The following is a 14,753-nucleotide window of genomic DNA, read 5'->3' on the forward strand; positions in this document are numbered from 1 at the left end:
ATGATCGAACCGCGATGCATTTCGTTGAGTTCCACGCAACAATCCGTCTGGCTCGACCAACTGCTATCGCCCGACACCCCCTCCTACAACATCGGCGTAACCGTGGAAATCCACGGCACGGTGGACCACGCGCTGTTCGCCGCAGCGCTGCAAGCCGTGGTGGCCCAATTCGATGCGTTGCGGCTGATGATCAGCGACCGCGATGGGCAGGTGCAGCAGCAGGTCGCCGAGCACTTGCAGGTGCCGTTCACCTTCCACGATTGGCGCGGTGAGTCCGAGGATCAGGCTATGGCCGCCATCGGGCAATTGAACCGCACGCCGTTCTCGCTCCGCGGGCAACCTCTGTGGGGTATGGAATGGTTTCAACTGTCCGACACCCATGCGCTGTGGAACAGCCGCTACCACCACCTGATCAGCGACGGCACTTCGGTGGGCCTGGTCGGCCAGGCTGTCAGCGCCGCCTATAACCAACTGCTCGTCGGCGAGCCACTCCAACGGGACCCGGTGTTGGCTCAGGGTTATCGCAACTTTGTCGCCAGCGACCGCGATTACCTCGATTCGGCGCGCCACGCCAAGGCGCGGGACTTCTGGCTGGAGCAGTTCCCGGCACTGCCGGAACCGTTGTTCCAGAGCGCTTCGCCGTCCCGCGATCTGGCCAGCGCCAGCGAGCCGCAGCCCAGTGCCCAGGCGATCTGGACCTTGGGCCACCAGCGCCTGGCCCTCATGACCCAGTGGGCAAGAACCCAGGGCGCGACGTTGAGCCATTGTCTGAGCGCATTGCTGGCCGGCTACTTTAGCCGGGTGACCGACCAGCGTGAGCGGCTGGTCATCGGCCTTCCGGTGCACAACCGCAGCAATCCCCTGCAGAAACGGACCGTGGGCATGTTCTCCTCAGTGCTGCCGCTGACGGTCGAGGTCGACCCCGCCGCCAGCTTCGTCGAGACCGTGCAAAGGGTAGCCAGCCAGACCCTGCGCAGCTACCGCCACCAACGCTACCCCCTGCAAAGTCTGCATCGTGAGTTGCGGGCTCGCGCCGGTCACCCCGGCCAATTGTTCGAGCTGATGCTGTCGGTCGAACAGTACCCCGGCGACGTCAACCTTGCTTCGGCCCGCTGCGCTCTGCGTACCTGGCACAACGGTTATGAGCGCTATCCGCTGGCAATCTATCTGCGGCATTACGAAGCCCAGGCCGAACCCTTCCTGGAATTCAACTACGACCCGCGTCTGTTCAGTGCCGAGCAGATGGCCGCGCACCTGCGGCGCCTGGAGTTCTTGACCGATCAGGTCCTCGCCGAGCCAACCCGGGCCCTGGGCGACTGGGTGCTGCTGGACACAGCCGAACGGCAGCAGATCCTTGACGATTTCAATGCCAGCAGCCGTGACTATCCGGCCGATGAACCGCTGCCTGCGCTCTTCGCCGAGCAGGTGCAACGGCGCCCCGATGCTTGTGCGCTGCTGGACGGCGCGCAGACCCTGAGCTATCGCCAGCTCGACCAACGGGCCGAGCGCCTGGCTGGGCATTTGGCGGCCTGCGGGATTGGCGCCGGTGATGCGGTGGCGCTGTGCCTGGCCCGGGGCACGGCGTTGATCGTCTCGATCCTGGCGATCCTCAAGCGCGGCGCATGCTACGTACCCATCGACCGGGAGGCCCCGACGGCCCATCAGGCGCGGGTACTGGCGGACTGTGGCAGCGCCTGGCTGCTGGTGGCGGGTGACGATCGGCCCGCACTGGAAAACGTCCGCTTCATTGACGTTGCAGCGTCAGACCATGTATTGGCCGAATCCCACCCGGCCTGCGGGACCGGCGATGTCGCCTACATCATGTACACCTCCGGTTCCACCGGAACGCCCAAGGGCGTGCAGGTGCCGCACCGTGCCATCGCCCGGCTGGTGCGCAACAACGGCTTCGCCGAGTTCACCGCCCAGGATCGCTTCGCCCTCGCCGCCAACCCGGCCTTCGATGCCAGTACCCTGGAGATCTGGGGCGCACTGCTCAACGGCGGCTGCCTGGTGGTCTGCCCCAGGGAAACACTGCTGGACGCGGCCCGCTTCAACGAGCACCTGCTGCGCCACGAAGTCAGTGTGCTCTGGCTCACCGCCGGGCTGTTCCATCAGTACGCCGAAGCCCTGGCGCCGGCCTTCGGCGCGCTGCGCTACCTGATGGTCGGCGGCGACGTGCTCGATCCGCGGCGCATCGAAAAGCTCCTGCGCAACTCGCCGCCCAAGCACTTGCTCAACGGCTACGGGCCGACGGAAAACACCACCTTCACCACCACTCACGCCATCACCCTCGGGGACGCGCTGGCCGGTGACATTCCCATCGGCCGGCCCGTGGGCAACACCCAGGTCTACGTGCTGGATGAACAGCGCCGTCCGGTGCCGATTGGGGTGGCCGGCGAGCTCTACGTCGGTGGTGATGGCTTGGCCCTGGGGTACCTGAACCAACCGCAACTGAGCGCAGAACGCTTCGTCGCCAACCCCTTCAGCCAAGCGCCCGGGGCACGCTTGTACCGCACCGGCGACCTGGTGCGCTGGCGCGCCGACGGCGTGCTGCTGTTCCTGGGCCGCAATGATTTCCAGGTGAAGATCCGTGGATTTCGCATCGAGTTGGGGGAAATCGAAGCCCAGCTCAAGGCCCTGCCGGGGATCGGCGAGGCGCTGGTGCTGGCCGATGCCCAGCAGCGCCTGCTGGCCTACTTCAGCGCCACCGAGGCGCAAGCGCCCAACGCCCTGCGCGCCCGCCTGGCGGCGGTGCTGCCGGACTACATGCTGCCGGCGGCTTTCGTCCAGGTGGAAGGTTTCGCGCTGACCGCCAACGGCAAACTCGACCGCCACGCCCTGCCCGAACCCGACGAACAGCATTTCGCCCGGCACTGCTACGAAGCGCCCCAAGGGCCAGTGGAAACCCGCCTCGCCGAGCTGTGGGCCGAAGTCCTCGGGGTGCTGCGGGTCGGTCGGCAGGACAATTTCTTCGCCCTTGGCGGGCATTCGTTGCTGGCGGTGCAGATGGTCGAGCAGTTGCGGGCCGAAGGCTGGCAGCTGGACGTGGGGACCTTGTTCAGCGCGGCGAACCTGCTCAATCTGGCACTGCTGCTGGAGAACCCGCTGGGTCCGGCCAAATCACAGGCGCTGCCTGAGGCACCCGCCATCGCGCCGGACTGCAAGCGCATCACCCCGGCCATGCTGCCGTTGCTCAGCCTGCCACAGCCGCAGGTCGACCTGATCGTGACGGCGGTGGAAGGCGGCGCCGCCAACGTGCAGGACATCTACCCCCTGGCGCCCCTGCAGGAAGGCTTGCTGTTCCAGCACCTGCTGCAACCGGCCGACGACGCCTACCTGTTACGCGCGACGCTGGCTTTCGACAGCCGCCCACGGCTGGACGCCTTCATCGCCGCCTTCGATCAGGTGATCGCCCGCCATGACATCCTGCGCAGCGCCGTGCTCTGGGAAGGCCTGGACGAGCCGGTGCAAGTGGTCTGGCGCGAGGCGCCCCTGCCGGTGGTCTGGCTGGCGGCAGGCGACGCCTTCGCCGAACAGGCCCTGGACATCCGCCGCGCGCCCCTGGCCCAGGCCTACGTACGCTTCGACGCGCCCAGCGGCCAATGGCAGTTGCAGTTGGTCCACCACCACCTGGCCATCGACCACGCCACCCTGGCGCTGCTGTTCGGTGAAGTCCGCACCTTGATGCAAGATCCGGGGCATCCGCTGCCTCCGACCGTGGCGTTTCGCCGGTTCGTCGCCCAGGCCCGCGAGCACCGGCGCCAAGCCAGCGCCGAGGCCTATTTCCAGCGGCTGCTCGGCGACCTCGACGAACCGACCCTGCCCTACGCGCTGCAGGACATCCAGGGCTCCGGCCGCGACAACCGCGAGGCCCAGCGCTCACTCGACCCCGCCCTGGCCCGCCGCCTGCGGCAACTGGCCAAGACTCAGGCGGTGGGCGTTGCTAGCCTGTTCCACCTGGCCTGGGCACTGGTGGTGGGCAAGGCCAGCGGCCGCGACGACGTGGTCTTCGGCACGGTGCTGTTCGGCCGCTTCAGTGCCGGCCAGCAGGTGGAGCAAGCCCTGGGGCTGTTCATCAATACCCTGCCCCTGCGCATCGACCTCGACATGCCCCTGTACAGCGCCTTGCGCCAGACCCATGGACGACTGACCGAACTGCTGGCCCATGAACACGCGCCGCTGGCCCTGGCCCAACGTTGCACGGCGCTGCCCACCCAGACAGCGTTGTTCTCAGCGCTGCTGAACTTTCGCCACAGCCAGGCACAACACTCGGCCCGCCCAGAGTTCGACCTGCCCGGGGTGCGCCTGCTGGGCAGCGAGGAGCGCAGCAACTACCCGTTCTGCCTGTCCATCGATGACCTCGGCGAAGGCTTTGCCCTGACCGGACAGGTCCATCGTTCAGTCTGCGTCGACGCGGTCCTTGCGCAAATGATTCGGGCCCTGGAGGTGGTGGCACAGACCCTGGAAACCGCACCGGCCACCCGAGCCTGTGCCTTGGACACCCTACCCCTGGAGCAACGCCAGCAACTGCTGGAAGCGTTCAACACCACACGGCAGGCGCATCCACGGGACACCCTGCTGCACCAGCCCTTCGAGCGGCAGGCGGCACTGCATCCCGACGCTGTGGCAGCGCAGTTCGAAACGGCCGCGGGAGCCCAGCTCAGCTATGCCCAGCTTAATCAGCAGGCGAACCAGTTGGCCCACGCCCTGCTGGCGGCCGGGGTGCGCCCCGATGACCGGGTAGCGATCAGCCTGCAACGTGGTCCAAACCTGTTGGTCGCCCTGCTCGCCACCTTGAAGGCCGGCGCGGCCTACGTACCGCTGGACCCCAACTACCCGCCGGCGCGCCTTGCGCACATGCTCGAAGACTGCGCGCCCCGGCTGGTCCTGAGCAGCCAGGCCGTGGCCGGTGGATTACCGGCCGCGGCGGTCGAATGCTGGTGCCTGGATGCAGCGCAGTTGCGGGACCGGTTGGCGACCCTGCCCACGGAAAACCCCAGGGTTGCGGACCTGGGCCCGGCGCACCTGGCCTACGTCATCTACACCTCGGGCTCCACCGGCGTACCCAAGGGCGTGATGATCGAGCACCGCAACGCCTGCAACCTGCTGCATTGGGCGTTACGCAGCTTCGACGCCGAGGAATGGCGCCGCAGCCTGTTCGCCACTTCGATCAACTTCGACCTGGCGGTCTTCGAATGCTTCGTGCCCCTCGCCGCCGGCGCGACCCTGCACCTGGTGGAGAACGCCCTGGCGTTGGTGGCCCGACCCTGCCCGGTGTCGCTGATCAACAGCGTACCCTCGGCGGTGGAAGAACTGGTCAGGGTCGGCGCCGTCCCGGACAGCATCCGGGTGGTCAACCTGGCGGGCGAACCGCTCAAGCCGCGACTGGTGGAGCAATTGTTCGCCCGCAGCGCGACGCAACGGGTCTGCAATCTCTATGGGCCAACGGAAACCACCACCTATTCCACCTGGCTGTCGATGGACCGTGCCGGGGGCTACCGGCCCGGCATCGGCCGGCCCCTGGACAACACCCGTGTCTACCTGCTCGACCGTCATCGCCAGCCGGTGCCATTGGGCGTGGCCGGTGAGATCTACATCGGCGGAGCAGGCGTGGCGCGGGGTTATCTCAATCGCGCCGAACTGACCCGAGAGCGCTTTTTGCCCGACCCCTTCGTCGACGACCTCCAGTCGCGCATGTACCGCACCGGTGACCTGGGGCGCTGGCGGGCCGATGGTTCGCTGGATTACCTGGGGCGTAACGATTTCCAAGTCAAGGTACGCGGGTTCCGCATCGAGCTCGGGGAGATCGAAACGCAGTTGCTGGGCATGCCGGCGGTGCGCGAAGCGGTGGTGCTGGCGCAGCCCGGCCCTGCCGGTGATCCGCGGTTGGTCGCCTATCTGGTGGCGCAGGTCTCGACCACGCCCGTTCCGGACTTGGCTGAAGTACGCGCCTATCTGGAAAGTCGCTTACCGGACTATATGCTGCCCAACGCCTGCGTCGCCTTGGAGCAGCTGCCACTGACGCCCAACGGCAAACTTGACCGCCAGGCCTTGCCGCTGCCCGAGGCACAGGCCAGCAGTGCTGCCAGGCAGCCGCCGCAAGGGGACACCGAACGGCGGCTGGCGGCCATCTGGACCCAGGTGCTGGGCGTCTCGGAAATCAGCCGAGACGACGACTTCTTCAGCCTTGGCGGGCATTCGCTGCTGGCGGTGCAATTACTCGAACAGTTGCGCCGCAATGGCTGGGACCTGGACATACGCAGCATGTTCGAACGCTCGACACTGGCCGCCCAGGCCCTGCGCCTGGAAAACCTGGCCAGCGCTCCGGCGCCGGCGCCAAGCGTGAGCGCCATCCCGACCCCGTGCACCCGGATCACCCCGCAGATGCTGGATCTGGTGACCCTTCCCCAGGCGCAGATCGACCTGATCGCAGCGCGAGTGCCCGGCGGCGCCGGCAATATCCAGGACATTTATCCATTGGGCCCCTTGCAGGAGGGCATGCTCTATCACCACCGCGCCCAACGCGAGGGCGATCGTTATGTGCTGCGCAGCCTGCTGGCCTTCACCGACGAGGCGCGCCTGCAACGTTTCTGCGCGGCGCTGGACCAGGTCATCGGCCGGCACGACGCGCTGCGCACCCTGGTGCTCTGGGAGGACTTGGAGGAACCCGTGCAGGTGGTGCTGCGGCAGGTCGCGTTCACGCCTCGGCGCCTGGCGCTGGAGGGTGACGACATCGCGGCGCGGCTGCAGGCCAGCGCCGACCCGCGCCACTACCGCCTCGACCTGCAACAGGCCCCGCTGATCGAGGCCAGGGTGGCCTTTGACCCGGCGCAGGAGCGCTGGCTGTTGCTGCTGTTGCATCACCATGTGGTGGTCGATCACACCTCCCTGGAATTGATGATCGAAGAGATCGCCCTGATCGAGGGCGGGCGCCCGGCGGACCTGCCGCCGCCCACCAGCACCCGAGCCCAGGTGGCCCAGGCCCGGCGACCAGAAGCGCTGGCCGCCGCCCGCGCTTTTTTCAGCGAGCAGTTGGGCGATCTGGATGAACCCACCCTGCCCTTCGACCTTGACCTGCAGACCGATCCCCGCTGGCAGGCCCTGGAACACCAGCAGCCGCTGGCGCCGGAGCTGGCGCGCCGCCTGCGTCGCCAGGCCGAGACCCACGGGGTGAGCGCGGCGAGTGTCTGCCACCTGGCCTGGGCGCTGGTGCTGGGGCGCCTGAGTGGGCGCGACGATGTGGTCTTTGGCACGGTACTGTTCGGCCGCCTGCAGGCCGGCGCCCACGCCGACCGGACCTTGGGCCTGTTCATCAACACCCTTCCGCTGCGGGTGCGCCTGGACGGCGGCGTCCACGCCACCCTGCGGCAGGTCCAGGACACCCTCAACGGTCTGCTCTGCCACGAGCAGACCCCGCTGGCCCTGGTCCAGCGTTGCAGCGCGGTAGCGCCGGGGACGGCGTTGTTCAGCGCCTTGTTCAATTACCGCTACAGCCATGCCGGCCAGGCCAATGTGCACCAGGCCATGCCCGGCATGACCCTGCTGCACAGCGAGGAGCGAACCCATTACCCCTTCAACCTGGCGGTGGACGATCTGGGCGAAGGTTTCCAGCTGACCGCCCAGACCCACCCCGACCATGCGCCGGAACGGCTGCTGGGCTTCATGCTGGCGGCCCTGCACGCCCTGGTGGAAGCGCTGGAACAGACCGACGATGGGCACATCCAGTCTTTGGACGTATTGCCCGCCGCCGAGCAGGCACAGTTGAATCGCCTCAACCCAGTGCTGTCCGTATCTGCGCCCGACGGCACCCTGCACGGACGCTTCGCCGAGCAGGCCGCTCGCCGCCCCGACGCCCTTGCGCTGATCGACGAGCACCGCCAACTGAGCTTTCGACAGCTCAATGAACAGGCCAACCGCCTGGCCCATCACTTGCTGGACCTGGGCGTACGGCCCGGGCAACGGGTCGCGGTGTGCCTGGACCGCGAAGCGCACCTGGCGATCGCCTTGCTGGCGGTGTGGAAAGCCGGCTGCGCCTATGTGCCGCTGGATCCTGATTATCCGGCTCCACGGCTGGCCTTCATGCTGCAAGACAGCGCTCCGGCGGCGCTGCTCACCCAGGAACGAGTGCGCGAAGGGCTGCCGACATTCGACGCCGGGCCGCTGATCTGCCTGGATGCCGTTCCTGCCGCCTGGCAGCAGGCCGCTGCCGACGATCCGGACATCGGCACCCAGTCCAGCGACCTCGCCTATCTGATCTACACCTCAGGCTCCACCGGCCAGCCCAAGGGCGTCATGGTCGAGCACCGCTCGGTGCTCAACCTCTGGGCCGGGTTGAACCAGCGTCTGGCAAACTTGCCGGCCGGTACGCGCTGCTCGCTCAACGCCTCGGTGGCCTTCGACGCCTCGGTCCAGCAGCTGTGTCAGTGGCTGAGCGGCCACTGCCTGGTGTTGATTCCAAAACGCGTGCGCCTGGACGCAGCGGCCCTGCTCGATTACCTGCAAAGCTGGCAGGTGACCCTATTCGACTGCACCCCGACCCAGCTGCAAGCCCTGCTCAAGCATCGCCAGACGCTGGCCCTGCCCCAGCCGTTGCCTCGTTGCCTGCTGCTCGGTGGCGAGGCCGTCCCCGCAGAGCTCTGGCAGCAACTGGCCGGCGAGCCCGGCGTGCGAGTGCTGAACGTCTACGGCCCGACCGAGTGCACAGTCGACACCACCAGCGCCTGGCTGGACCAGCATCCGCTGCCCAGCCTTGGCCAGCCCCTGCCCGATACCCAAGTGCACGTGCTCGATCATCACGGCCGGCGCGCGCCGCTGGGGGTGGTGGGTGAAATCCACATTGGCGGCCGAGGCGTCGCCCGTGGCTACTGGCAGCGCGAGGCGCTGACCCGGGAGCGGTTCATCGCCGACCCGTTCTCGGCCCAGCCCGGCGCGCGGCTTTACCGCACCGGCGACCTCGGCCGCTGGGAGCTTGATGGCAGCCTCAGCTACCTTGGCCGCACCGACTTCCAGGTGAAGATCCATGGGCACCGCATCGAGCTGGGGGAAATCGAAAGCCATCTGTTGGCGCTGCCCGGTGTTCGGCAAGCGGTGGTGGTCGGTCGTCCCGATCGCCATGGCGTGACCCGACTGATCGCGTACCTGCTGGGCGACGCGCCACCGACGCCGGCACAGGCCCGGAAGACCCTGGCCGAACGCTTGCCCGAGTCGATGCTGCCCAGCGCCTATGTGCGCCTGGATAGCCTGCCGTTGACTGCCAACGGCAAGCTCGACCGCAAAGCCCTGCACGCACCCGACGCCCAGGCTTACGTGCAGACCCGTTACGAAGCCCCCCAAGGCGACATCGAGATAGCCCTGGCGGCCATCTGGTGCGAGCTGCTGCACGTCGAGCGGGTCAGCCGGCACGACAATTTCTTCGCCCTCGGCGGCCACTCGCTGATTGCCATGGGGCTGGTGGAGCGTATGCGCCAGCACAACCTGCGGGTCGACATCAGCCAATTGTTCACCGCACCGACCCTTGCCGGTCTGGCCGCGGCCACTACTCCATTGAAGGAACTGCTCCTGTGACTGCGGATCAACTGCTGGCTCTGCTCAAACACCGCGGCGTGACCCTGTCGTTGCGCGGCGACCAACTCTCGGTGGTGGCCGACGATGAAGTGCTGGCCGACCAGGCGCTGATCGCCCTCCTGCGCAGCCACAAGCCGGCGCTGATCGAAGCCCTGCGCCAGCCCGCGGCGCAGCCCGCCAGCACCAGCGGACTGCCGGCGGGCACCACCGCCATCACCCCGGCGCTGCTCGATCTCTGCCAGCTCGACGCGGCTCAGATCGAGGGCATCGTCGCCAGCGTTCCGGGCGGTGCCGCCAATATCCAGGACATCTACCCGCTGGTGCCCCTGCAGGCCGGCATCCTTTTCCACCACCTGCTCCAGGAACGTGGCGATACCTACCTGCTGCACGTGCTACTGGCCTTCGATGACGAACCGCGCCTGCGCCGTTTCATGGACGCGCTCAACCAGGCCATCGCCCGCCACGACATCCTGCGCACCGCGCTGGCCTGGGAAGGTCTCGACGCGCCGGTCCAGGTGGTGTGGCGTCAGGCCCCGCTGACGTTGGAACTGTTCAGCCCGCCCGCGGGCGACGTGGCCACCGCGTTGCGCACCTGGACCGATCCCAGGGAGCATCGGCTGGACCTGCGCCAAGCACCACTGATGCGCGCGGTGGCCGCTGCGGATCCGGCAAACGGTCGCTGGCTGCTGCAACTGCTGCACCACCATGCGGTGATGGACCATACATCGCTGGAGCGGCTGGTGAGCGAGGTCGCGGCGATCCAGCAGGGCCGCCTGGCCGACCTGCAACCGCCACGCCCGTTCCGTGATTTCGTGGTGCGCGCCCGCCAGGGCCTGAGCGAAGCGCAACACGCGGCATTCTTCACCGAGCTGCTTGGCGATATCGACGAGCCCACCGCGCCCTGCGGGCTGCTCGATGTGCGCGGCGACGGCAGCCAGGTGCAGACCCTGGAAGCGCCGCTGGCGCTGGATCTGAGCCGGCGCATCCGCGAACTGTCGCGCCGCCTGGAAGTCAGCAGCGCCAGTCTGTTCCATCTAGCCTGGGCCCTGGTGCTGGGTAAGACCAGCGGCCGTGACGACGTGGTGTTCGGCACGGTGATGTTCGGTCGCCTGCTGGGCGCCGCCGAAGCAGCCACCGCCATGGGCCTGTTCATCAATACGTTGCCGTTGCGAGTGCGCCTGGCGGTGCCGGTGAGGCAGGCCCTGCGCGACACCCATGGGTTACTCAGCCGGTTGATCGCCCATGAGCACGCGCCCTTGGGCCTGGCCCAACGCTGCAGCGCGCTGCCCAACGGCACGGCGCTGTTCTCGGCGCTGCTCAACTACCGGCACAGCACGGCCCAGGGGCATGCCCCGGTGCTCGATGGCATGCAGGTCCTGGGCGGTGAGGAACGCACCAACTATCCCTTCAACCTGTCGGTGGACGACCTGGGCGATGGGTTTTCGCTGAGCCTGCAAATCGATCCCCTGGTGGGCGCGGCCCCGGTGCTCGGCTGGCTGCAAACGGCCCTGGATAACCTGCTCGACGCGCTGGAAGGCTCACCCCAGCGCCTGGCCTGCCATCTTTCGATACTCCCGGAGGCGGAGCGTGAGCAACTGCTGCGCACGTTCAACGCCACCGCCCGGCCGCTGCCCGAGCGGGACCTGTTGCACCTGGCCCTGGAACGTCAGGCCGAACGCCAGCCCCAGGCCATCGCCGCGCGTTTCGACGCCGCCGATGGCGCCAGCCCGTTGACTTATGGAGCGCTCAACGCCCAGGCCAATCGCCTTGCCCACCTGTTGCTGGGTGCAGGCGTGCAGCCGGACAGCCGGGTAGCCATCTGCCTGGAGCGTGGCCCGCATCTGCTGGTCGCCCTGCTCGGCATCCTCAAGGCCGGCGCGGCCTATGTACCGCTGGACCCCGCGTACCCGCGCGAGCGGCTGTCGCACATGCTCGAAGACAGCGCGCCCCAAGCGTTGCTGACGACCACCGCACTGCAAGCCAGCGTGACGGTGACGGCGGGTTGCACCGCCCTGTGCCTGGATGATCCGCAGACCCAGGTCCGTCTGGCCGAGCAACCGGCCGACAATCCGGACCCGGCGCGCCTGGGCCTGACCGGCGCGCACCTGGCCTACGTGATCTATACGTCGGGTTCCACCGGCCTGCCCAAGGGCGTGATGATCGAGCACCGCAATGCGTGCAACCTGTTGCACTGGGCGCTGCGCACCTTCGACGCCGAAAGTCTGCGCGACAGCCTGTTCGCCACCTCGATCAACTTCGACCTCGCGGTCTTCGAATATTTCGTGCCCCTGGCCGCCGGCGCGACCCTGCACCTGGCCACCAATGCCCTGGCCCTGCTCGACCGTCCGGTGCCAGTCACACTGATCAACAGCGTGCCCTCGGCGCTCGATGCGCTGGTGGGGGCCGCGGCGATCCCGGCCTCGACGCGGGTGGTCAACCTGGCCGGCGAACCACTCAAGCAGGGCCTGGTGCAAAGGATCTTCGACCACAGTGAAGTTCAGCGCGTGTGCAACCTGTATGGGCCGTCGGAAACCACCACCTATTCGACCTGGGTGACGATGGACCGCGCCGAAGGCTTCGTGCCGGGCATCGGTCGGCCGCTGGACAACACCCAGGTCTACCTGCTCGATGCGCACCGGCAACTGGTGCCCCGTGGCGTGGTGGGCGAACTGTACATCGGCGGCGCCGGTGTCGCTCGGGGTTACCTGAACCGGCCGGCGCTGACCGAGGAGCGTTTCCTCCCGGACCCCTTCGCAGCCCAGCCCGGCGCGCGGATGTACCGCACCGGCGACCTTGGTCGCTGGACCGGGGATGGGCAACTGCTCTACCTGGGGCGCAACGACTTCCAGGTCAAGGTGCGTGGCTATCGTATCGAACTGGGCGAGATCGAAAGCGCCCTGGCGCGTGTCCGGGGGGTGCAGCACGCCGTGGTCGTGGCTCGTCAGGAGCCGAGCGGCGATGCGCGGCTGGTGGCGTATTGGGTGGCCCAGCCGGAAGCGGCGCCTGACGAGGCGATACTGCGCGACGCCCTGGCGGCGGTACTGCCCGAGTACATGCAACCCAGCGCCTACGTGGCCCTGTCCGCCCTGCCACTGACGCCCAACGGCAAGCTTGATCGCAGCGCGTTGCCGGCACCGGAACAGGCCGTCAGCGGACACTTCGAAGCGCCCCTGGGTCCGCTGGAAAACCAACTGGCGACGATCTGGGGGCGCCTGTTGGGACGGCCACGGATTGGCCGCGACGAGCATTTTTTCCAGGCCGGTGGCCACTCTCTGCTGGCGGTGCAACTGGTTTCCCAGCTGCGTCAGCAATGGCGGGTCGAACTGCCCTTGGCCAGTGTGTTCGATCACCCGACGCTGCGACGCCAGGCAAGGGCCATCGAAGCCCTGGGCGCGGCCGGGCTCCACGGCGCGGCGCCGATCCCGGCCGGTCCACGGCCGGCGCGGCTGCCGTTGTCGTTTGCCCAACAACGCCTATGGTTCATCGCGCACCTGGATGCCCAGGCCAGCGCGGCCTACCACATGGCCGGTGGCCTGCGGCTGCGCGGCGAGCTGAATGAACCGGCCCTGGACGCCGCGCTGGCGCGCATCGTCGAGCGGCACGAAGCCTTGCGCAGCCGTTTTGTGTCCGACGGCGGCGAGCCGTTTCAGGTGGTGGATCACAGCCATCCGCTGGTGATGCCGTGCCTTGACCTGCGGGATCAGTCGCCGGCACAGTTGCAGGCCCATTACACCGCTGAAGCCCAGGCGCCTTTCGATCTGGCCGACGGCCCGCTGTTTCGCACCCGCCTGTTGCGCCTGGCCGAGCAGGAGCACGTCCTGCTGGTGACCTTGCACCACATTGTCGGCGACGCCTGGTCCCTGGGCGTGCTGACCCGGGAGTTGAGCGAGCTGTACCGGGCTTTCTGCCGGGGGCAAGCCGATCCGCTGCCACCGCTGGCCATCCAGTACGCCGACTACGCCCTGTGGCAACGCTCCCCGCGCCAGGCGCAACGCATCGCTGAGCAACTGAACTACTGGCGCACCCAGCTGGCCGACGCGCCCCCTTCGTTGAACCTGGCCCTGGACCGGCCGCGCCCGGCCCGACAGGACTTCACCGGGGCCAGCCTGGAGCTGAGCATCGACGCCGAGCTGGTGCGGTCCCTCAAGCACTTGAACGAACGCCACGGCACGACTTTGTTCATGACCGTGCTGGCCGCCTGGTCGGTGGTCCTTGGCCGGTTGTCGGGTCAGGATGACCTGGTCATCGGCTCGGTGCTGGCGAATCGCACCCGTGCCGAGGTCGAGCCGCTGATCGGCTTCTTCGTCAACACTCAAGCGTTGCGGGTGCGCCTCGACCGGGTCAGCCAGGTCGGCGAGCTGCTGGCCCAGGTGCGGCGCACCGCGCTGGATGCCCAGGGTCATCAGGAGCTGGCTTTCGAGCAATTGGTGGAAGCCTTGAACCCTCCGCGTTCGTTGGCCCACAGTCCGATCTTCCAGGTCATGCTGGCCTGGCAAAATGCTCCGCAGCCGGGCCTGACGCTGGACGACCTGGAAGTGACGCCGCTGTCCACCGATGAGGACAGCGCCAAGTTCGACCTGACTCTCAACCTGTATGAGCGCGACGGCGTGATCGGCGGTCGACTGACCTACGCCACGGCACTGTTCGACTCCGGCACCGTCGAGCGTCACTGGCAGGCGCTATGTTCCACATTGCAGGCGATGGCCGAGAACGACCAGCAGCCGCTCCAGGCGCTGTCGATCCTCGGCGCGGATGAACGTCGGCAAGTGCTCCACGGTTTCAATGAAACCACCCGCGATTACCCTGCCGACGAGCCCCTGCACCGTCTGTTCGAGGCCCAGGCCCAGCGCCGGCCCGACGCCACCGCGGTGCAGGACGGCGACCACTTGCTCAGTTACCGCCAGCTCGACCAACAGGCCGAGCATCTGGCGCACTGGTTGGCCGAGCACGGCGTCACCCCGGGCGCCCGGGTCGCCCTGAGCCTTGCGCGCGGCCCGCGTTTGGTCACGGCGGTCCTGGCGATCCTGAAAAACGGCGCGACCTACGTGCCCATCGACACCGCCACCCCGCTGCAGCGTCAACGCGCGTTGCTGGACGACTGTGCCAGCGCCTGGCTGCTCTGTGACAACCCGGACGCGCCGGTGCAAGGTACCGGCTACCAGACCTTGTGCCCTTGGGATCGCCTTGCG

At 67.8% G+C, this 14,753-nt stretch carries 2 protein-coding genes (1 of these 2 cut by a window edge); both read left to right on the top strand.

The annotated features are described in order from the left end of the window. Positions 1 to 9,564: a non-ribosomal peptide synthetase gene (locus QNH97_RS18075; RefSeq protein WP_283553236.1), complete on the top strand. Its 9,564-nt coding sequence runs from the start codon at positions 1 to 3 to the stop codon at positions 9,562 to 9,564. Beyond that, positions 9,561 to 14,753, top strand: the 5' end (the start) of a protein-coding gene (locus QNH97_RS18080; protein WP_283553237.1) for a non-ribosomal peptide synthase/polyketide synthase. The gene runs 12,621 nt beyond the window's last position; 5,193 of the gene's 17,814 nt are visible here — the first part of the coding sequence; its start codon is at positions 9,561 to 9,563; the stop codon falls past the right edge of the window. The genes QNH97_RS18075 and QNH97_RS18080 overlap by 4 nt, the downstream gene beginning before the upstream one ends.

It is taken from the genome of Pseudomonas sp. G2-4 (genome assembly GCF_030064125.1).
Classification (GTDB): Bacteria; Pseudomonadota; Gammaproteobacteria; order Pseudomonadales; family Pseudomonadaceae; genus Aquipseudomonas.

Bases quoted from the DNA above. Each gene is read 5' to 3' on its own strand.
- QNH97_RS18075 (WP_283553236.1), top strand. From the start codon at position 1: ATGATCGAACCGCGATGCATTTCGTTGAGTTCCACGCAACAATCCGTC.